Raw genomic sequence first — 19,402 nt, 5'->3', positions numbered from 1 at the left:
AGACGTTTTGTAACAGTAATATGAAAAAAGGGCTGACAAAAGTCAGCCCTTTTTTGTAATCGTAAAGTTTTCAACGAGTAAACGCCAATTTTGCGGGAATGGTAAACCAATCTTCCAATAACTAATACCACCGATGCCCTGTTCTTTCATTAAATTAAATTTACTTTGTACGGACCGTGAATCTTCAAACCAAACTTCGTGTTGTACGCCGTTTTCGTCAAAGTAATTGAAATGAGGAGCTTGAGCCGTGAAATCATAGCGGATAGGAACATTATATTTACGAGCTAGTGCAACAGCTGCAACAGAGCTGATTGCTTTTGCAGGTGGATTTCCTTGTTTGAACGGAAGTTTCCAATCGAAACCATATAAATTTTGCCCCATCATAATTTTTTGTGGTGGCATTTGAGATTTCGCATATTGAAGTACTTCTTTCACAGGACCAATAGGAGAAATCGCCATCGGTGGCCCGCCTTGCCAACCCCAGTCGTATGTCATAATGACGACGAAATCAACAATTTGTCCTTGTGCTTTATAATCGTGAGCCTCAAAAAATTTCCCTTTTTGATTGGAACTTGTTTTCGGTACAAGCGTTGTACTTAATGTGTACCCGCTAGGTAAGCGTGTTTTCACATTTCGTAAAAAGCGATTGTATGCCTCGCGGTCTTCGGGTACCACACTCTCGAAATCGAAATGAATGTCTCGCATGCCATATTTTTCAGCTGTTTGCAAAATGTTAGTAATAAACTTGTTTTGGATTGTTGCATCGCGTAAAATAACCGATGTCAGATCGGCACTGAAATTTCCATTTTCAATATTTGTAATAACGAGCATAGGGATGGTTTTACCTTGCGTTGCAATATTAGCGATTTTCGCTGTTTCCGTTGGTTCTTTTAAAGTGCCGTCTCTTTTTGCTTCAAAGCTGAAGTAGGCTAAATATGTTAAAAATGGATTAATAGCACGTGTAGCATTTACTAAACTTTCTTTTATCGGTATTGTTGAAGGCTGTAAATAAGCGATGGATTCTACTGCTCGTTTTGTACCTTTTGGTATATATAATTGTTGTCCGACATGGAGAATAGATTTTAATGAAAGATTATTAACTTTAGCTAAGCTAGCGAGAGGAACGTTATACGTTTGAGAAATTCGATATAAGCTGTCACCAGGCTGTACATAATAATTATTTCCTTTTGTATTAACGATAAGTGCCTGACCAACAACGAGTGTTTCAGCAGGATTTAGTCCATTGTCTTTTACAATTTCTTCAGGTGTAGATCCGTACTTTGATGCTAAACCATAAACACTATCACCGCTACGAACAGTTACAATTTGGATCATGTGTTTGCCCCTTTCGGTAAAAGATTCACTGTTTTTATTTTATTTTTGATTCCACTGTATTATGATTAAATGTATGCAAGGTAGCAGAAGTGAAAGAAGGCGAATAGAAATGTTTGTAGCAGAATATGAAGTTGAAATCCGCTATGCGGAAACAGACCAGATGGGTGTTGTTTACCATTCAAACTATTTAGTGTGGCTGGAACTTGGGCGCACGAAACTTATACAAGAATTAGGATTTTCATATGTTGAAATGGAGAAAGAGGGAATTATTTCTCCTGTATTAGACTTGCAAATTTCATATCGTAAAGCGATGCGTTACGGAGAAAAAGCAATTGTGAAAACGTGGATTGATACTGTGAGCCCGCTTCGTGTTGTATATGGTTATGAAATATATAACGGTGATGGTGAGCTTTGCATTACTGCAAGTACAACGAATATTTGTGCGAAAAAAGAAGGGTTCCGCCCTGTATCATTTAAAAAATTATATCCTGAGTGGTATGCGAAATATGAGGAAATTAAAAAGAAATAAAAAAAGCGTGGCAGAAGCCACGCTTTTTTTATTTCTCATAATTAAATTGAGGGAAATCATCACCGTCGTTAAGTGTAACAGATAAATTATGTCCATCGAAGAACCACTCATCATCGCCTTCAATAAAGAAGTTAATACCTTCTTCTTGAGTTTGAACAGCAGGATGTGCAGGGTCATCTTTACGAATACCTAAAGAAAGTCCTTTTTGCACAGTACTGCAACCGCCGTATTGTACGAAAAGGCGTAGTGTTTCACCTGATTGTAAATTTAATTCGTTTTTATACCATTGTGCTGCTTCTTTTGTTACGGAAAGATTCATGTATAGTTCCTCCAAATTATGTTGCCTTTTCTTTAGTATAAAAAATAACGCAAAAAGACGCTATTAATATGCTTCACGTTTTCTTTTTGCGTTATGTGGGTTACAACCTTATTTTTGCTTTTTTGAGAAGTTTGCTTTCGGTTCAGTTTTATTTATAATTCGTCCGATATTTGCACGGTGTTTATAAATAACCATACCTGCTAATAAACACATCGCAATAATGAAGATTTTATCCCCGCTAACAATGGATGCAATAACAGCAACGACAGCTGTTACCATAGAAGAAAGTGATACGTATCTTGTTGTAAATAAAAGGGTGAAAAATACAACAGCTAATATTGCAAAAACAACTGGTGAGTAGCATAATAGCACCCCGGCAGAAGTTGCAACTGCTTTACCACCACGGAATTTTGCAAAAATCGGATATACATGTCCAAGAACAGCTGCTAATCCGAACCATAGTGGGTGAATATCTAATCCGAAAATTATCGGTAGACCTGTTGCTAATGTCCCTTTTAAAATGTCAGCAATTGTAACGGTAAAACCTGCTTTTTTCCCTAATGTGCGGAATGTATTTGTTCCGCCTAAATTACCGCTTCCGTGCTCACGAATGTCGATTCCATAGCCGATTTTTCCAACGACTAATGCAAATGGAATCGAGCCAAGTAAGTAGGCAACGATAAATAAAAGATATGTAGTAACCATAAGTTCAGTCTCCTTTATTCAAATGTGTTGATAAAGGGTAAAAAGAGTTTTTCCCGTTTATTGTACCATACATTTGTAAAGAGCACATTTCTTTTTTGTAAATGAAAAATTCATTATTTCGTGAAAAAAAATTCACAGGAATGTTACATTTCTCACAGAAACAACAAGACTATATGTTGTAACATTTTAATCAAAAGATAACAACATATTGATGGAGGGTTATAAATGTTACAACGAAATACACGTGGAGAAGAATTAATGAAAGTGTTTGGGACAATTGTCCACGGCAATGAACAAGATTTAATGCAAGAGAATGCAAATGTAGATGGGCGCTCTCCGATGGGAGTAATGGGAACGTTCGCATCTGAGAGTGCAAAATATTATGCAGTTGAAAATTTATTGTCAGACCAAGTGAAAAAAGCGATAAATGAAAATATATTATATCCACATGATTTAGATTTTTATGCGACAGGAACGACGACTTGTTCGCAAATTCCGTTAGCGCAAATGCTTGCGAACGGTTTTCATACCGGACATGGGCATATGAGACAACCGCAGGATATTAAAAGTGCATTGGCTCTTTCGTCTATTATTTTTCAGGCGAATCAAAATATGCAGCACGGTGGTCAATCGTTTGCACTCTTTGATATTGATTTAGCTCCATATGTGAGAAAAACAGTAGCGAGACATAAGAAACGATTACAGTCATATTCGCTTACGAAAGAACAAATAGAAGAATTTGCATGGAAAGAAACAGAAAATGATACGTATCAGGCGTGTGAAGCTTTCGTTCATAATTCAAATAGTATGCACAGTAGGGGCGGGGGACAAGTACCGTTTATTTCTATTAATTATGGAACAGACACATCAAAAGAGGGACGGTTATTAGTTAGACAACTTTTAAAAGCGACACAAGCTGGTCTTGGTAAAGGAGAAACACCAATTTTTCCGATTCAAATTTTTAAAATGAAAAAAGGTGTGAACTTTGAAGAATGTGATCCGAACCATGATTTATTTGAATTAGCGTTAGAGACAACGGCTGAACGATTATTCCCTAACTTTTCATTTTTAGATGCGCCATTTAATGCAGTGCATTATGACGGACGACCGGAAAGTGAAGTATGTTATATGGGATGTCGTACCCGTGTCATGTCTAACATACATGGAGAAGAAACAGCGATTGGGAGAGGAAATTTATCATTTACGTCTATCAACTTAGTGAAATTAGCGTTAATTAGTGGTTCAAAAGAAGCATTTTTTGAAGCGTTAAATTATTACTTAGATTTAGGGATTAAGCAATTATTAGAGAGATTTGAGTATCAATGTACGAAGCGAGCAAGAGATTTTCGATTTTTATATTCACAAGGTGTATGGCGCGGTGGAGAGAAGTTACAGCCTGAAGATTCTGTAGCATCCATTTTAAAGCAAGGGACGTTAAGTCTTGGTTTTATCGGTCTTGCGGAGTGCTTAGTAGCTTTAACAGGAAAGCATCATGGAGAAGATGAAGAATCATGGAAACTCGGGTATGAAATCATTTCCTTTATGAGAGATAGAATGGATAAAGCAACGGAAGAACATGAACTGAATTTCTCAGTAATTGCAACTCCTGCAGAAGGGTTATCAGGGAAGTTTGTGAAAAAAGATAGAGAAGAATTTGGGGTGATTAGCGGTATAACGAACCATAATTATTATACGAATTCATTCCATATCCCAGTTTACTATAGCATTCAAGCGATAAATAAAATTCGTTTAGAAGGACCTTTCCATGCTCTATGTAACGGGGGACATATTACGTATATTGAGCTAGACGGAGCAGCGATGCATAATCAAAAGGCGTTAAAACAAATTGTACAAGCGATGGCAGAGCATGGCGTTGGGTACGGTTCAATTAATCATCCTGTTGATCGTTGTACATGCTGCAGCTATCACGGAGTTATTGGAAATGAATGTCCAAGCTGCGGAAATGAAGACGAGACCAATATAGAAAGAATTCGCCGTATAACTGGCTATCTTGTGGGAGATATGTCGAAGTGGAATAGTGCGAAACGTAGCGAAGAGATGGATCGGGTGAAGCATAAATGAAAGTGATGAATATCATTCATGATAGTGTAGTAGATGGAGAAGGGTTGCGGACAGTCGTGTTTTTTGCGGGCTGTCCGCATCGTTGTTTCGGGTGTCATAACCCGAAATCTTGGAATATTTGCAATGGAACTGAAATGACGGTAGAAGAAGTTGTGAAAGAGATTGCAAGTAATCCATTAACTGATGTAACATTTTCAGGTGGAGATCCGTTTTTTCAAGCTGTTGAAGTGAAAAAAGTAGCAAAAGCCGTGAAAGATTTGAAAAAAAATCTATGGATGTATACAGGTTATACGTTAGAAGAGATACAGAGTTCTCAAAATAATGATATGATAGAGTTGTTACACTATGGGGATGTTTTAGTCGATGGAAGATTTGAAATCGAGAAAAGAGATTTAACACTTCCATTTCGCGGAAGCTCCAATCAACGTATTATTCGATTGAAAGAGTAAAAAGGCGGGATAGATTATATGAATAAAACAGTATTACTTGTTGAAGACGAAAGAAGATTACGTGAAATTGTTAGTGATTATTTTCGTAATGAAGGCTTTGAAGTGATTGAAGCAGAAGATGGAAAAAAAGCGCTAGAGTTATTTGCAGAGCATGAAATTGATTTAATTATGTTAGATATTATGTTACCAGAAATAGATGGATGGTCTGTTTGTAGACGAATTAGAAAAGAATCAGCAGTACCAATTATTATGCTAACAGCACGTTCGGATGAGGATGATACATTGCTAGGTTTCGAATTAGGTGCAGACGAGTATGTAACGAAACCATTTAGCCCGAAAGTGTTAGTAGCTCGCGCGAAGACGTTATTGAAACGTGCGGATGGTGCGGTAGGAGTAGCGGAGGAAAATGCTATGTCTTTAGCCGGAATAGAAGTGAATCGTCTATCTAGAACTGTTTTAGTAGATGGAGAAGAAATTATATTGACGCATAAAGAATTTGAACTTCTTGTTTATTTAATGGAGAACAAAGGAATTGTGTTGTCACGTCAACATTTATTAGATCAGTTATGGGGATATGATTACTACGGTGATGACCGAACGGTTGATACGCATATTAAAAAATTGCGAAATAAGCTAGGAGATAAAGCGAAGCATATCGGTACTGTTATTCGAGTTGGTTATAAATTCGAAGAATAATCTGGAATGACTTGTGCACTTTAGCCTGGGAATTTAGCAATTTTATATCCTCTTTTTGAAGGTAGAATGTTCAAAAAATAATTTTCTTGTCTACAATGGTAGATAGGAGTATTTTTTTAATTGGATTTCACGATGAGTTCACAAGAAGGACACAAAACGTGACTATACTGAAAATACGAATTCACCAGAGAGGGGAAATAAAAATGGGATATTACGACGGACCAAATTTGAATGAAGAGCATAGTGAAACGAGAGAAGTGAAAAAATCAGGAAGTAAAAAAGGTTATTTCTTCACAGGTTTAGTGGGAGCTGTAGTCGGGGCGGTTTCGATTAGTTTTGCAGCACCTTATATGCCATGGGTGCAAAATAATGGAGCGGCAGTTTCATCATTCAATTCTAATAAACAAGTAGAAGGTACTGTAGTTCCTGTTGTCAATAAATCAAAAAACGAAACTGATTTGCCAGGTATGGTTGAAGGTGCGAAAGATGTTGTTGTAGGTGTTATTAATATGCAACAAAGTGTCGATCCATTTGCAATGCAACCGACAGGTCAAGAACAACAAGCTGGTTCAGGATCAGGTGTTATTTATAAAAAAGCAGGAAATAAAGCATATATCGTAACGAACAACCACGTAGTAGATGGAGCGAATAAACTTGCTGTGAAACTAAGTGATGGAAAGCAAGTTGATGCAAAACTAGTTGGTAAGGATCCTTGGTTAGACTTAGCTGTTGTTGAAATTGACGGATCTAATGTAAATAAAGTTGCAAGTCTAGGTGATTCCAGTAAACTTCGTGCTGGTGAAAAAGCGATTGCAATTGGAAACCCACTTGGATTTGATGGCAGTGTAACGGAAGGTATAATCAGTAGTAAAGAACGCGAAATTCCAGTTGATATTGATGGGGACAAACGCCCAGATTGGCAAGCACAAGTTATTCAAACAGATGCAGCGATTAACCCTGGTAATAGTGGTGGTGCATTATTTAACCAAAACGGTGAAGTAATCGGTATTAATTCGAGTAAAATTGCGCAGCAAGAAGTTGAAGGAATCGGATTTGCAATTCCGATTAATATTGCAAAACCAGTCATCGAATCGCTTGAAAAAGATGGAGTAGTGAAACGTCCAGCGCTTGGAGTAGGTGTCGTTTCATTAGAAGATGTGCAAACTTATGCAGTAAATCAGCTGAAAGTGCCAAAAGAAGTAACAAATGGCGTTGTATTAGGTAAAATCTATCCAATATCACCGGCAGAAAAAGCAGGTTTAGAGCAATATGATCTTGTAGTAGCATTAGATAATCAAAAGGTAGAGAATGCTCTTCAATTCCGTAAATATTTATATGAAAAGAAAAAAGTTGGCGAGAAAGTAGAAGTTACATTCTATCGCAATGGTCAAAAAATGACGAAATCAGCTACGTTAGCAGATAATTCAGCTACTAAGAATCAATAATCGGAATAAAAGAAAGTCTCTTTCATGTTGAAAGAGACTTTCTTTATCGGATATACTAAAGGAATAGGAGGGACTAATTATGACAATTGAAAACCCAACTCGTACGGAAATTGGTGAAGTATTGAAGAAAAGTAAAACGATTGCGGTTGTTGGATTATCAGATAAACCAGAACGTACATCGTATATGGTTTCAAAAGCGATGCAAGATGCAGGGTACCGCATTATACCGGTAAATCCAACAGTTGATGAAGTACTTGGAGAAAAGGCAGTTCCTTCACTGGCGGATATTAAAGAACATGTTGATATCGTAAACGTATTCCGCCGTTCAGAATTTTTAATGGGTGTTGCGAAAGAGTTTGTAGAGATTGATGCAGATGTTTTTTGGGCACAACTAGGAGTACAAGATGAAGATACGTATAAACTTTTAAAAGAAAAAGACTATACTGTAATAATGGACCGTTGTATTAAAGTAGAACATGCGATGACAAAATAGTATAGATTTTAAAGATAGAAAGATTGATTCAGCCCTCGTTATAGATAAGTAGGGCCGATGAACGAGGTGTTCATCATGAGATTTTTTAAAGGCTGTTTTTGGGGATTGTTACTTGTTATCCCGTTTTGGATATTGATCATTTGGATCATGATAAAGGTTTGGAATGTGTAATCTTGGAATACATATCCATTTCTCGTTGACAAACGATTATTTTTCTGAAATAGTAGCCTAGAGGAATCCTTGTGAAAAAACAAGGATTTTTCTATTGAAAATGGTATATAAAAGAGATAAGATAACTTGCCAAAACTATAGTCGAGGCGTTATTCTATAATAGAAACATATGTTCTGATTTGATTAGGAAAGGGGCAAGGAGTTTGGCGAAGCATCAGTTCCAATACAATGAAGATGCAATTCAAGTGTTAGAAGGACTTGAAGCCGTTCGAAAACGCCCGGGTATGTATATCGGGAGTACGGATAGCCGTGGATTGCATCATTTAGTATATGAAATAGTAGATAACTCCGTTGACGAAGCGTTAGCGGGATTTGGCGACGAAATTTCTGTCGTAATACATAAAGATAATAGTATTAGCGTTATTGATAAAGGGCGAGGAATGCCTACGGGAATGCATAAACTTGGGAAACCTACACCTGAAGTTATTTTAACTGTACTTCATGCAGGTGGTAAGTTTGGTCAAGGTGGCTATAAAACGAGTGGTGGTTTACATGGTGTTGGGGCATCAGTTGTAAACGCCTTGTCAGAATGGTTAGTAGTAACAATTAAACGTGATGGTAACATTTATGAACAACGCTTTGAAAATGGTGGCGTTCCTGCAACGACGTTAGAGAAAATCGGGAAAACAAAAGAGTCTGGTACGACAATGCACTTCAAACCAGATACAACGATTTTCAGTACGACAAATTACAATTATGAAACATTATGTGAGAGATTACGTGAATCTGCATTCTTATTAAAAGGAATGAAAATCTCGATAAAAGACGAACGTAATGATTTAGAAGATATATTTCATTATGAAACAGGAATTGAAGCTTTCGTTTCATACTTAAACGAAGAAAAAGATTCAATTCATCCAGTTGTATATTTCACTGGTGAACAAAATGGGATTGAAGCAGAACTAGCATTCCAGTTTAATGATGGTTACTCAGAAAATATTCTTTCGTTTGTAAACAACGTACGTACAAAAGATGGTGGAACACACGAAGCTGGATTTAAAACAGCGATGACACGTGTGTTTAATGAGTATGCTCGTAAAGTTTCATTATTAAAAGAAAAAGATAAAAACTTAGAAGGTACAGATATTCGTGAAGGTGTAGCGGCTATCGTTTCTGTACGTGTACCAGAAGAAGTACTGCAGTTTGAAGGACAAACGAAAGGGAAACTGGGTACAAGTGAAGCTCGTTCTTCTATTGATGCAATTGTATCAGAGCATTTAGCTTACTTTTTAGAAGAAAACCCGGATGTAGCTACACTTCTTGTAAGAAAGGCAGTTAAAGCAGCGCAAGCACGTGAGGCTGCTCGTAAAGCGAGAGAAGAAGCACGTAGTGGTAAGAAAAAGAAAAAATCAGAAGGTACTTTAAGCGGGAAGTTAACACCTGCACAATCACGTAACCCTCAAAAAAACGAATTGTATTTAGTAGAGGGTGACTCGGCCGGCGGTTCAGCAAAGCAAGGGCGAGATCGTCGTTTTCAAGCGGTACTACCGTTGCGTGGTAAAGTAATTAACACGGAGAAAGCAAAGCTTGCTGATATTTTTAAGAATGAAGAGATTAATACAATTATTTATGCAATTGGCGGCGGAGTAGGAAATGAATTCGCTGTTGAAGATATTAACTACGATAAAGTTGTTATTATGACCGATGCAGATACGGATGGAGCTCATATTCAAGTATTGTTATTAACTTTCTTCTACAGATATATGAAACCACTTATCGAAGCTGGTAAAGTATTTATTGCACTTCCACCTTTATATAAAGTAAGTAAAGGGAAAGGGAAAAGTGAAGTAATTGAATATGCATGGTCTGATGAAGAATTAGATGGTGTAACGAAAAAGGTCGGTAAAGGTTATATGTTGCAGCGCTATAAAGGACTTGGTGAAATGAATGCAGATCAGTTATGGGAAACGACGATGAACCCTGAAACGCGTACATTAATCCGAGTGAAAATTGATGATGCAGCAAGAGCAGAGCGCCGCGTTACGACATTAATGGGTGATAAAGTAGAACCGCGCCGTAAATGGATTGAGCGTAATGTACAATTTGGTATGCAAGAAGAAGGAAATATTTTAGAAAACGAAATGATTATGGAGACGGAGGTGGAATAACATGCAGGCAGAGAAGTTTCATGACCTCCCGCTTGAAGACGTGTTAGGTGACCGCTTTGCACGTTATAGTAAATATATAATTCAAGACCGCGCGCTTCCAGATGCGCGTGACGGTTTAAAGCCAGTACAAAGACGTATATTATATTCTATGTATGTAGAAGGAAACGTACATGATAAAGCGTTTCGTAAATCAGCTAAAACAGTTGGTAACGTTATTGGTAATTACCATCCACATGGTGATTCCTCTGTATATGAGGCGATGGTACGTTTAAGTCAAACTTGGAAAGTACGTAATGTTTTAGTTGAAATGCATGGTAATAATGGTAGTGTTGATGGTGATCCAGCAGCGGCAATGCGTTATACAGAAGCCCGTTTATCACCAATCGCATCAGAGTTATTACGTGATCTCGATAAAGAAACAGTAGAATTCGTTTCAAACTTTGATGATACGAGTGAAGAACCAGTTGTATTACCTGCAATGTTCCCGAACTTATTAGTGAACGGTTCTACAGGGATTTCTGCTGGTTATGCAACAGAAATTCCACCGCATCATCTTGGAGAAGTAATTGATGCTACAATGATGCGTATCGATCAACCGAATAGTTCTGTGGATGACTTGTTAGCGGTTATTAAAGGACCAGATTTCCCTACAGGTGGTATTATTCAAGGGATAGATGGCATTAAAAAAGCATATGAAACAGGTAAAGGTAAAATTATTATTCGCGGAAAAGCAGAGGTTGAAACGATTCGTGGTGGAAAGCAACAAATCGTTATTACAGAAATTCCGTATGAAGTAAATAAAGCAAATCTTGTTAAAAAAATGGATGAATTACGTCTAGATAAAAAATTAGATGGCATTGCTGAAGTGCGTGATGAAACAGATCGTACAGGTCTCCGCATCGTTGTAGAATTAAAAAAAGAAGCAAATGCTGAAGGTATTTTAAACTATTTATATAAAAATACAGATTTACAAATTCCATATAACTTTAATATGGTAGCGATAAATAATCGTCGTCCAACACTTATGACATTACCTAAAATTTTGGATGCGTATATTGGCCATCAAAAAGAAGTTGTTACGAGACGCTCACAATATGAATTAAGAAAAGCAGAAAATCGCCAACATATTGTAGAAGGTTTAAAGAAAGCATTATCAATTTTAGATGAAGTGATTGAAACGATTCGAGGGTCTAAAGATAAACGTAATGCGAAAGATAATTTAAGCGCACGATTTGGATTTACAGAAGCTCAGTCAGAAGCAATTGTTTCACTGCAACTATATCGTTTAACGAATACGGATATTACTGCGCTAGAGCAAGAAGCAGCTGAACTTAATAAGAAAATTATAGAGTTACAGGCGATTTTACAAAGTGAAAAAAGACTTCTTCAAGTTATTAAAACAGATTTGAAGAGAGTAAAGAAAACATATAGTGATGATCGTCGTGCGATAATTGAAGAGGAAATTGAAGAAATTAAAATCGATGTGGAAGTTATGATTCCGCAAGAAGATGTCATCGTTACTGTAACGAAAGAAGGATATGTGAAACGAACTGGTTGGCGTTCGCATAATGCATCGAACGGGAAAGACTTCGGTATGAAAGAGGGTGACATCTTACTTGAGCGTTTCGATACCAACACGACAGAAACCGTTCTTTTATTTACGAACAAAGGAAATTATATTTATCTTCCTGTATATGAAATGCCGGAAATTCGTTGGAAAGATTTAGGTCAGCACGTTGCAAATATTGTTTCACTTGACCGAGATGAAACAATTATTTGGGCAACTGTCATACCGAACTTTGAGGAAGAAAAACGATTTATCGTATTTGTAACGCGGAATGGTATGATTAAGAAGACGGAATTAAATCAATATAAAGTTCAGCGCTATTCAAGGGCATTCGTTGCTGTAAACTTGAAAAAAGATGATGAAGTTGTTGATATATTTGCGACAGATGGAACGAGTGATATCGTTCTTGCGACACATGGTGCATATGCACTGATTTTCCATGAAGATGAAGTAAGTCCAGTTGGTGTAAGAGCTGCTGGTGTAAAAGCGATTAATTTAAAAGAAGATGACTATGTCGCTTCTGGTAAACCGTTAAATGGTGACAAAGATCAACTTATTCTCGTAACGCAACGCGGTGCTATAAAGCGTTTAAAAGCATCAGAAATTGAAAAGTCAACGAGAGCGAAGCGAGGTCTTGTTATTTTCAAAGAGTTAAAACGTAATCCATACCGTATTGTAGGTATTGAAATTGTACGAGACGATGAACTAGTTTACATGAAGACAGAGAAAAATATTGTAGAAGAGGTTGATCCGAAAGCGTATCGAAACAAAGACCGGTATAGTAATGGTAGTTTAGTACTAGATGTTAATGATACTGGTGAAGTAGTAGAAACGTGGACGAAGAAAAGACCGGAATAAAGGAAGCATCTTGCTATGAATAATAGCGAGATGCTTTTTTCTAAGCGAATTATTATGTATATGAAAATAATCTTGTTATAATAGTGAAATGAAATCGTTCTCATAAAGTGAAACTTTAATCAGTGAGGGGCTTTATTCCCTACTGATTATTAGTTGAACTAATCGGGCTTTTACGGACAGTAAGGCCCTCACCTAACTTTTTAGTTTTCGCTGAATTTTGAGGAGGGATCTTACTGTCCGTTAGTGCGGGATAATTGGAGGGGCAACATGAAAAAAATAGGTGTAGGGATTGTAGGATTTGGATTTTCTAGTACAACATTTCACATCCCGCTATTACAAACGATAGAAGAATATGATATTCGAGCTATTTTATCTTCAAAAGAAGAAGTAGTGAAACAAACTTTACCAAATGCTGCTGTTGTTGACACAATTGATGAATTAGTAAAGCGATCTGATATTGAACTAGTTGTCATTACTTCACCGAATACAACTCATTTTCCATATGTAAAAGAAGCGATTTTACATGGTAAGCATGTTGTAGTGGAAAAACCATTTGTTGTTTCAATTGAAGAAGGGGAAGAACTTATCTCATTAGCAAAGCAGTATAATGTGATGTTAAGTGTATATCATAATCGTCGTTTTGATAATGATTTCCTAACAATTAAGAAATTGTTAGAAGAAAATAGAATAGGAAATGTATACGCATATGAAGCGCATTTTGATCGTTTCCGTCCACATGTACGCGATCGATGGAGAGAAAAGAATTTACCAGGTTCAGGTATATTATATGATTTAGGATCGCATTTAATTGACCAAGCGCTATCATTATTCGGAAAACCAGATGCGATAAGCGCAGATGTAATAAAACAAAGGCCAGGTGCGGAGATTGATGACTATTTCCACGTAATACTTCATTATGGAGTTAAGCGTGTCATTTTACGTAGTAGCAGTTACGTGAAACAAGCAGGACCGCATTTTACATTACATGGGGACAAAGGTTCTATCGTGAAATACGGTATGGATTCGCAGGAAGAACAATTAAAAAATGGAATGAAGCCAGGCGATATAGGTTATGGGGTAGATGCTGAAGAGAATTTTGCTACTTTAGAAACAGAAGAAACTTTAAATCGTATTTCAACAGAAGTCGGTTGCTATGACATGTACTATAAAGGTGTAAGAGATAGTATATTAAATGGTGAGAAACTACCTGTAACAGCGCAAGATGGTTTAAATGTTATTAAACTAATTCAATTAGCGGTTGAAAGTAGTGAAACGGGTAGAGTCATTTCGGTAAAATAAAAAAGACACGAATTTCGTGTCTTTTTTATTTTGTTGGAACAGAAAGGCCGTAAAAGAACATCGTAACGATATCTTGTATATGTTTTTCTCGATCTCCTTCAAGAAGCTGTGCCCCGAAATCATCACCTAACTTAGTAAACATTTGAATGTAAAGTAACATCATTTCTTTCGTAAGGTGTGGATTAATTTCGTTTTTACGCTGAGCTCGTTCTAATATTTCTAAATACCAGGGAAGGATTTTTTCATTTTGATAACTATAAATAAACTTACGGAGTTCTTCGTCCCTTTGCATCATTTGTAGTAACATATCAGGTTGAAATAACCCGCCAGTATTCATTTTTCTTACAATCATTTTTTGCATCATATCATGAAAAGGTAATTTTTCTTCTGCAAGCCCTTTATAATATTGAAATTCAGATATGATAAATTCTTGTATAAGCTCCCTAAATAACGCATCTTTACTTCCGAAATGATTATAAATTGTAACTTGAGAAACGTTTGCTTCTTTTGCAATATGTTCTATTTTTACTTCATTAAATCCACGTTCTGAAAATAATACGAAGGCCGCCTCTTTAATGGCGCGTTTTTTCTTTTCTTTCACTTTTTCAAAGCCGTTCAATGTAATCACCTCACTTAAAATATACAAGAAAAAATAATGGAAAACAATATTTTTGAAATATGGACTAATAAATATTTCAAAAAGTTGTTGCGAATATGAAAGATGAGGAGTACAATAATTTTGAAATATCATATATTAAATATTTCAAAAAATGAGGTGGACTTATGATTTCAGTTCAAGATGTTACAAAACAGTTTTCGAATGGAAAAGGTTTGTTTCATATTACATTTGATGTAAAAGAGGGAGAAGTATTTGGTTATTTAGGACCGAATGGTGCCGGAAAATCAACGACAATTCGTAATTTAATGGGATTTATAAAACCGACAGCTGGTAAAGCGACAATTTTTGGATTAGATTGTTGGAATGAAGCAGCGAAAATTCAAAGGGAAGTTGGTTATTTACCGGGTGAAATTTCTTTTATTGACGGAATGAACGGATTAGAGTTTTTAAAATTAATGCAAGGAATGCGTGGATTAAAGGATACGAAAAGACGAGATGAACTGATAGATCGTCTGCAATTTGATGTGAAAACACCGATTCGCAAAATGTCTAAAGGAATGAAGCAAAAAGTAGGGATAGTCGCTGCATTTATGCACGATCCAGAGGTGTTAATTTTAGATGAACCAACATCTGGACTTGATCCACTGATGCAGCAAGTATTTATAGAACTAATAGTAGAGGAAAAACAAAGAGGAAAAACGATTCTTATGTCTTCACATATTTTTACTGAAATTGAGAGAACTTGTGACAGAGTAGCTATTATTAAAGATGGTCGACTCGTAACAGTTGAAAATATTCATGATTTACAAAGTATGAGACGACAGGTAATAGATGTAACTGTATCATCGCAAGAAGAAATTGAATCTCTTACAAAGTGTAATTTGCAATTTGAAGCGGTAAAAGGCAGAGAGGCATCTATTATTGTACAAGGAAACTATCAAACTGTTTTACAAACACTTTCAAACTATAATGTAACGGCACTTCAAACGAGAGCGATGGATTTAGAACATTTATTTATGCATTATTACGATAAGAAAGAAGGGGTAACGCATGAATAAGCAATTGTTTTTAGCTAGTTTGAAAGAAACACAAAAAAGTATTTTTAGTTATGCGATTGGTGCGGCTCTCTATTTATGGTTATTAATTTGGATATTCCCATCAATGGTATCAGCGAAAGGATTAAATGAATTAATAAGTGCTATGCCTGATAGTGTGAAAAAAATTGTTGGTATGGAAAGTCCGATTCAAAACGTAATGGATTTTTTAGCTGGGGAGTATTACAGTCTATTGTTTATTATCATTTTAACAATTTTTTGCGTAACAGTTGCGACACATTTAATTGCGCGTCATGTAGATAAAGGAGCGATGGCATACTTGCTAGCAACGCCTGTATCCAGAGTGAAAATTGCTATTACGCAAGCTACTGTTCTCATATTGGGGCTACTTATCATTGTAATTGTCACGTATGTAGCAGGTATAGTAGGAGCAGAATGGTTTTTAAAAGATAATAATTTAAATAAAGAATTATTTTTGAAGATTAATGTAGTCGGAGGGCTCATATTTTTAGTCGTTAGTGCATATTCATTTTTCTTTTCTTGTATATGTAATGATGAAAGAAAGGCACTTAGTTATTCAGCAAGTTTAACTATATTATTTTTCGTACTAGATATGGTAGGGAAATTAAGTGATAAGTTAGAGTGGATGAAAAGCCTATCTTTATTTACGCTGTTTCGTCCGAAAGAAATTGCTGAAGGAACATATAATATATGGCCGGTAAGTTTAGGTTTAACCGTTGGGGCAGTTTGCATCTTTTTGTTAGCAATAGTTATGTTTAGAAAGAGAGATTTACCGTTATAAAGTAGCAAGTCCACTGTGAAAGTGGACTTTTTTGTTTGTAAATTTGAACCGATATGTTCATTGTGTGCCACCATAAAAAGGATATTTATCTTTTTATTTACAAAAATATTCGAAAAAATGAACCTTTTTATAGGCTACGCAGTCTAATACGTGTAAAGTTAAATTTGAAGTGAGGATGAAACAGGAGGAGCAATTGTGAAAGTAATCCCTTTATATAAAATGATTGTAAAAGAAGAAACGGATGTTTCCTTAGCGAAAAAAGGTGATCATGAAGCCTTTATGGCGCTTATACATACGGAGAAAGTGAAGATGTATCGCATTGCAAAGGCGATGTTACATGATGAGACAAACATAGAGGATGCGATACAGACAACAATTTTAAAAGCTTATGAAAATATAAAAAAACTAAAAAAAGAAGCGTTTTTTCAAACTTGGTTAATTCGAATTTTAATAAATGAGTGTAACAATATAATTAAGTCATATAAAAAACTAATTATAATCGAGGATCATGATAGTAGTATGGTAGCGTTCGACCGATATAAAGATATTGATCTTTGTAATGCCATTCAGTCTTTAACGGAAGAATTAAGAGCTGTAACTGTACTTTATTATTATGAAGATATGAATCAAGAGAGTATTGCGTCCCTTTTAGAAATTCCAAAAGGGACGGTTAAGTCAAGGTTGTCACGTGCAAGGGAACTATTAGAAGAGCGATTAAAGATGGAATAGGGGGTGTATAGAATGGATAGTGAAAAATCATTTGATGAGAAATTAAAAAAGAGAATAAAAGATGAAAATGTTATTTTACCGCCAAAGTTAAATGGAAAGATTAATGATACACTGCATAATCTTCCAGTAAAAAAGAAGAGTTACAGAGTTCATATGATGGTAATTAGTGCCGCGGTTCTAGCGCTTTCTATTGTTTCTATGTCTGAATTTTCTATACAAAGCTTTGCACAAAATGGTGGAGTATTTGAATATGTGAAGAAAAAGGCGTTTTCTGATTATGAAAATGAAGAAGAAATAAAATTGAATGTAAATTATCCAGATAAGGAAAAAATTCATATAAAGATGTTGGATTCAATTGATCATTTTAAAAATATTTCAGGACAATTTGAGGAATATTCTAGCTCTACAAGAATGGCTACAACATACAAGTATGCGATTGATACGGAGAAACAAAGAGGCATTGCATCTCAAGAAGATAAACGATTGAAAAAAAGAACGATTATATATAACGAGGGTAGAAAAAAAGAGTTTGATGATGAGAACTATACATATAAAGAGTCAAAATGGAGCCCAGAGGAAAGAAATAATGAACTATTAAAACTAAATCCTACGGAAAGATTGTTGAGAAAATCAGGTGAGAGGAGACGGTATGATGGCGAATATGTGGGATTGGCTAAGCATAGTATTCAATCAGAATTCGCAGATTTGTTAATTCGATATAAAGATTGGAATTATAAAGAAACGAAATATCTAGGACTCGATTGTTACAAAATTGAAGGGGTAATAAATATAGAGATGCCTATTAGCGCCTCTGAAGATGTAAGAGGGAAATTTGAAATGGTTGTGGAGAAAAACACAGGGGTTATGTTAAAGTTTCTTAGTTTTCATGAAGGTATGATTCAATATTCAGTTACTACCGAATGGATACAAATAGATAAAGGGCTGAAAGAAAGTATGTTTCAAAAGGATAGCACGAAATATGAAAAAATGAAAAATATATTGGATGAATAGAAACAGGAGGAGAATAAATGGGGAATCATTCGTCTTCAAGAGAAGAGAAAAATAAGCGGAAATATAAAAAGACAACGATAATAAGTTTACTACTAGGAGTATTACTATTTGGCGGGGGTGGATATGGCACCTATGTATATATGAAAACTTCTAATCTTGTACAAAAATCTAATTTGAATTTAGCGCGTGGTGAAAAATCAAATTTACGTGAGAAAGCAGTAAAACCAATTGCAAACAATGTTTCACTTTTAATTATGGGCATTGATGAAAATCAAGAACGTCAAAAGGAGTATAGTGGTGCATTTCATACAGATGCGTTATTGCTGGCAACTTTTAATAAAGATGATAAGACAGTGAAATTAACAAGTATACCACGTGATACGTATACATATGTCCCGATTGAAAAGAAAAAGGATAAAATAACGCATGCATATGGAAGAGGGCTTGTTAAAAATGGTAAAGATGGAGGGCCACAAGCATCTGTTGAAGCAGTAGAAAAATTGTTACAAGTCCCCGTTGATTATTTTGTGAAGTTTAATTTTAGCTCATTTATTAAAATTGTTGATGGATTAGATGGTATTGAAATAGATGTCCCAGTTGAATTTACAGAACAAAATAGTAAAGATGAACCTGATGCGATTCATTTGAAAAAAGGACTACAAAAATTAACAGGAGAAGAAGCACTTGCGCTGGCAAGAACGCGTCATATTGACAGTGATGCAATGAGAGGGCAACGTCAACAACTTGTTATTGAAGCGATGTTAAATAAATTAAAAAGCGCGGGTTCGATTACAAAACTAGAGAAAATGGTTGAGGCGGTTGATGGTGATTTTAAAACAAATTTAGCCATGGATGATATTTTATCTTTTTATAAATATGGTTTAAATGGTTCAGTTGAAAAGACTCAATTAGCTGGTGATGATCTTTATTTACCTAATGGCCCAAATGGACAACGTGTCTATTACTATAATCCTAATAAAAAAGACCTACAAAGTTTGAGTGATACTCTTAGAACACATCTAGGATTAAGTGCGAAGCAGATTGAGGAGAATTAAAGCAGACGAAATGTC

The 19,402-nt window shown here is 35.7% G+C and carries 18 protein-coding genes; 14 read left to right on the top strand and 4 right to left on the bottom strand.

Features of this window, described 5'->3' with window-relative positions:
• Positions 1-42 precede the first annotated feature (42 nt).
• Positions 43-1,335: a glycosyl hydrolase family 18 protein gene (locus tag ACUN26_RS14425; protein ID WP_000614832.1), complete on the bottom strand. Its 1,293-nt coding sequence runs from the start codon at positions 1,333-1,335 to the stop codon at positions 43-45.
• 109 nt (positions 1,336-1,444) lie between these two features.
• On the opposite strand from ACUN26_RS14425, the gene ACUN26_RS14420 reads away from it, so the two are divergent.
• Positions 1,445-1,864, top strand: coding sequence for an acyl-CoA thioesterase (locus ACUN26_RS14420; RefSeq protein ID WP_000495823.1), 420 nt, complete (start codon positions 1,445-1,447; stop codon positions 1,862-1,864).
• Positions 1,865-1,892: 28 nt separating this feature from the next.
• On the opposite strand, the gene ACUN26_RS14415 is transcribed toward ACUN26_RS14420, so the two are convergent.
• The gene (locus ACUN26_RS14415; protein ID WP_001054451.1) at positions 1,893-2,183 is read right to left on the bottom strand and encodes a HesB/YadR/YfhF family protein; all 291 of its coding nucleotides are present in this window, start codon (positions 2,181-2,183) and stop codon (positions 1,893-1,895) included.
• A 108-nt stretch (positions 2,184-2,291) separates the two neighbouring features.
• Positions 2,292-2,888 carry a glycerol-3-phosphate 1-O-acyltransferase PlsY gene (gene plsY, locus ACUN26_RS14410; protein WP_000258971.1) on the bottom strand — a complete coding sequence of 199 codons (597 nt, stop codon included), beginning with the start codon at positions 2,886-2,888 and terminating at the stop codon, positions 2,292-2,294.
• A 225-nt stretch (positions 2,889-3,113) separates the two neighbouring features.
• On the opposite strand from plsY, the gene ACUN26_RS14405 reads away from it, so the two are divergent.
• From ACUN26_RS14405 to ACUN26_RS14370, 8 genes are all read left to right on the top strand, one after another.
• Positions 3,114-4,970, top strand: coding sequence for an anaerobic ribonucleoside triphosphate reductase (locus ACUN26_RS14405; RefSeq protein WP_000941742.1), 1,857 nt, complete (start codon positions 3,114-3,116; stop codon positions 4,968-4,970).
• Positions 4,967-5,419 carry an anaerobic ribonucleoside-triphosphate reductase activating protein gene (gene nrdG / locus ACUN26_RS14400; protein ID WP_000867069.1) on the top strand — a complete coding sequence of 151 codons (453 nt, stop codon included), beginning with the start codon at positions 4,967-4,969 and terminating at the stop codon, positions 5,417-5,419. The genes ACUN26_RS14405 and nrdG overlap by 4 nt, the downstream gene beginning before the upstream one ends.
• A gap of 18 nt (positions 5,420-5,437) precedes the next feature.
• Positions 5,438-6,115 carry a response regulator transcription factor gene (locus ACUN26_RS14395; RefSeq protein WP_001044679.1) on the top strand — a complete coding sequence of 226 codons (678 nt, stop codon included), beginning with the start codon at positions 5,438-5,440 and terminating at the stop codon, positions 6,113-6,115.
• 203 nt (positions 6,116-6,318) lie between these two features.
• Positions 6,319-7,560 (top strand): S1C family serine protease, encoded by a 1,242-nt coding sequence (locus ACUN26_RS14390; RefSeq protein ID WP_000542629.1) that lies wholly within the window; start codon positions 6,319-6,321, stop codon positions 7,558-7,560.
• A gap of 79 nt (positions 7,561-7,639) precedes the next feature.
• Entirely contained in the window at positions 7,640-8,053 is a 414-nt protein-coding gene (locus ACUN26_RS14385) for a CoA-binding protein (protein WP_000151385.1), read from the top strand.
• Between the two features lie 374 nt (positions 8,054-8,427).
• On the top strand, positions 8,428-10,392 hold the full coding sequence (parE, locus tag ACUN26_RS14380; protein ID WP_001062195.1) for a DNA topoisomerase IV subunit B: 1,965 nt from the start codon (positions 8,428-8,430) through the stop codon (positions 10,390-10,392).
• A gap of 1 nt (position 10,393) precedes the next feature.
• Entirely contained in the window at positions 10,394-12,817 is a 2,424-nt protein-coding gene (gene parC / locus ACUN26_RS14375; protein ID WP_001147488.1) for a DNA topoisomerase IV subunit A, read from the top strand.
• 267 nt (positions 12,818-13,084) lie between these two features.
• The gene (locus ACUN26_RS14370; RefSeq protein ID WP_000719742.1) at positions 13,085-14,116 is read left to right on the top strand and encodes an oxidoreductase; all 1,032 of its coding nucleotides are present in this window, start codon (positions 13,085-13,087) and stop codon (positions 14,114-14,116) included.
• 25 nt (positions 14,117-14,141) lie between these two features.
• On the opposite strand, the gene ACUN26_RS14365 is transcribed toward ACUN26_RS14370, so the two are convergent.
• Positions 14,142-14,735: a TetR/AcrR family transcriptional regulator gene (locus ACUN26_RS14365; protein ID WP_001013009.1), complete on the bottom strand. Its 594-nt coding sequence runs from the start codon at positions 14,733-14,735 to the stop codon at positions 14,142-14,144.
• 164 nt (positions 14,736-14,899) lie between these two features.
• Between ACUN26_RS14365 and ACUN26_RS14360 the strand changes: the two genes are divergently transcribed.
• The 5 genes from ACUN26_RS14360 to ACUN26_RS14340 all read left to right on the top strand — a co-directional run bounded on the left by ACUN26_RS14360 (position 14,900) and on the right by ACUN26_RS14340 (position 19,387).
• Entirely contained in the window at positions 14,900-15,793 is an 894-nt protein-coding gene (locus tag ACUN26_RS14360) for an ABC transporter ATP-binding protein (protein ID WP_000626560.1), read from the top strand.
• A complete protein-coding gene (locus tag ACUN26_RS14355) occupies positions 15,786-16,592 on the top strand; it encodes an ABC transporter permease subunit (RefSeq protein ID WP_001041420.1) in 807 nt (268 codons plus the stop codon). The genes ACUN26_RS14360 and ACUN26_RS14355 overlap by 8 nt, the downstream gene beginning before the upstream one ends.
• Before the next feature lie 195 nt (positions 16,593-16,787).
• Positions 16,788-17,321 carry an RNA polymerase sigma factor gene (locus ACUN26_RS14350; protein ID WP_000864737.1) on the top strand — a complete coding sequence of 178 codons (534 nt, stop codon included), beginning with the start codon at positions 16,788-16,790 and terminating at the stop codon, positions 17,319-17,321.
• 12 nt (positions 17,322-17,333) lie between these two features.
• On the top strand, positions 17,334-18,332 hold the full coding sequence (locus ACUN26_RS14345) for an ECF-type sigma factor negative effector (RefSeq protein WP_000376643.1): 999 nt from the start codon (positions 17,334-17,336) through the stop codon (positions 18,330-18,332).
• A 17-nt stretch (positions 18,333-18,349) separates the two neighbouring features.
• Entirely contained in the window at positions 18,350-19,387 is a 1,038-nt protein-coding gene (locus ACUN26_RS14340; RefSeq protein ID WP_000526735.1) for an LCP family protein, read from the top strand.
• The last annotated feature ends 15 nt before the right edge of the window (positions 19,388-19,402 follow it).

The organism is Bacillus sp. WC2503 (genome assembly GCF_052682895.1).
Note: the sequence above shows the minus strand (reverse complement) of the source record. Positions and strands in the feature narration are given on the sequence as shown.

Excerpts from the sequence above, each read along its gene's own strand:
- ACUN26_RS14425 (WP_000614832.1), bottom strand. The coding sequence starts at position 1,335 with ATGATCCAAATTGTAACTGTTCGTAGCGGTGATAGTGTTTATGGTTTA.
- nrdG (WP_000867069.1), top strand. The coding sequence starts at position 4,967 with ATGAAAGTGATGAATATCATTCATGATAGTGTAGTAGATGGAGAAGGG.
- ACUN26_RS14420 (WP_000495823.1), top strand. The coding sequence starts at position 1,445 with ATGTTTGTAGCAGAATATGAAGTTGAAATCCGCTATGCGGAAACAGAC.
- ACUN26_RS14345 (WP_000376643.1), top strand. The coding sequence starts at position 17,334 with ATGGATAGTGAAAAATCATTTGATGAGAAATTAAAAAAGAGAATAAAA.
- ACUN26_RS14340 (WP_000526735.1), top strand. The coding sequence starts at position 18,350 with ATGGGGAATCATTCGTCTTCAAGAGAAGAGAAAAATAAGCGGAAATAT.
- ACUN26_RS14405 (WP_000941742.1), top strand. The coding sequence starts at position 3,114 with ATGTTACAACGAAATACACGTGGAGAAGAATTAATGAAAGTGTTTGGG.
- ACUN26_RS14355 (WP_001041420.1), top strand. The coding sequence starts at position 15,786 with ATGAATAAGCAATTGTTTTTAGCTAGTTTGAAAGAAACACAAAAAAGT.
- parC (WP_001147488.1), top strand. The coding sequence starts at position 10,394 with ATGCAGGCAGAGAAGTTTCATGACCTCCCGCTTGAAGACGTGTTAGGT.
- ACUN26_RS14360 (WP_000626560.1), top strand. The coding sequence starts at position 14,900 with ATGATTTCAGTTCAAGATGTTACAAAACAGTTTTCGAATGGAAAAGGT.
- ACUN26_RS14395 (WP_001044679.1), top strand. The coding sequence starts at position 5,438 with ATGAATAAAACAGTATTACTTGTTGAAGACGAAAGAAGATTACGTGAA.
- ACUN26_RS14415 (WP_001054451.1), bottom strand. The coding sequence starts at position 2,183 with ATGAATCTTTCCGTAACAAAAGAAGCAGCACAATGGTATAAAAACGAA.
- ACUN26_RS14385 (WP_000151385.1), top strand. The coding sequence starts at position 7,640 with ATGACAATTGAAAACCCAACTCGTACGGAAATTGGTGAAGTATTGAAG.
- ACUN26_RS14370 (WP_000719742.1), top strand. The coding sequence starts at position 13,085 with ATGAAAAAAATAGGTGTAGGGATTGTAGGATTTGGATTTTCTAGTACA.
- plsY (WP_000258971.1), bottom strand. The coding sequence starts at position 2,888 with ATGGTTACTACATATCTTTTATTTATCGTTGCCTACTTACTTGGCTCG.
- ACUN26_RS14390 (WP_000542629.1), top strand. The coding sequence starts at position 6,319 with ATGGGATATTACGACGGACCAAATTTGAATGAAGAGCATAGTGAAACG.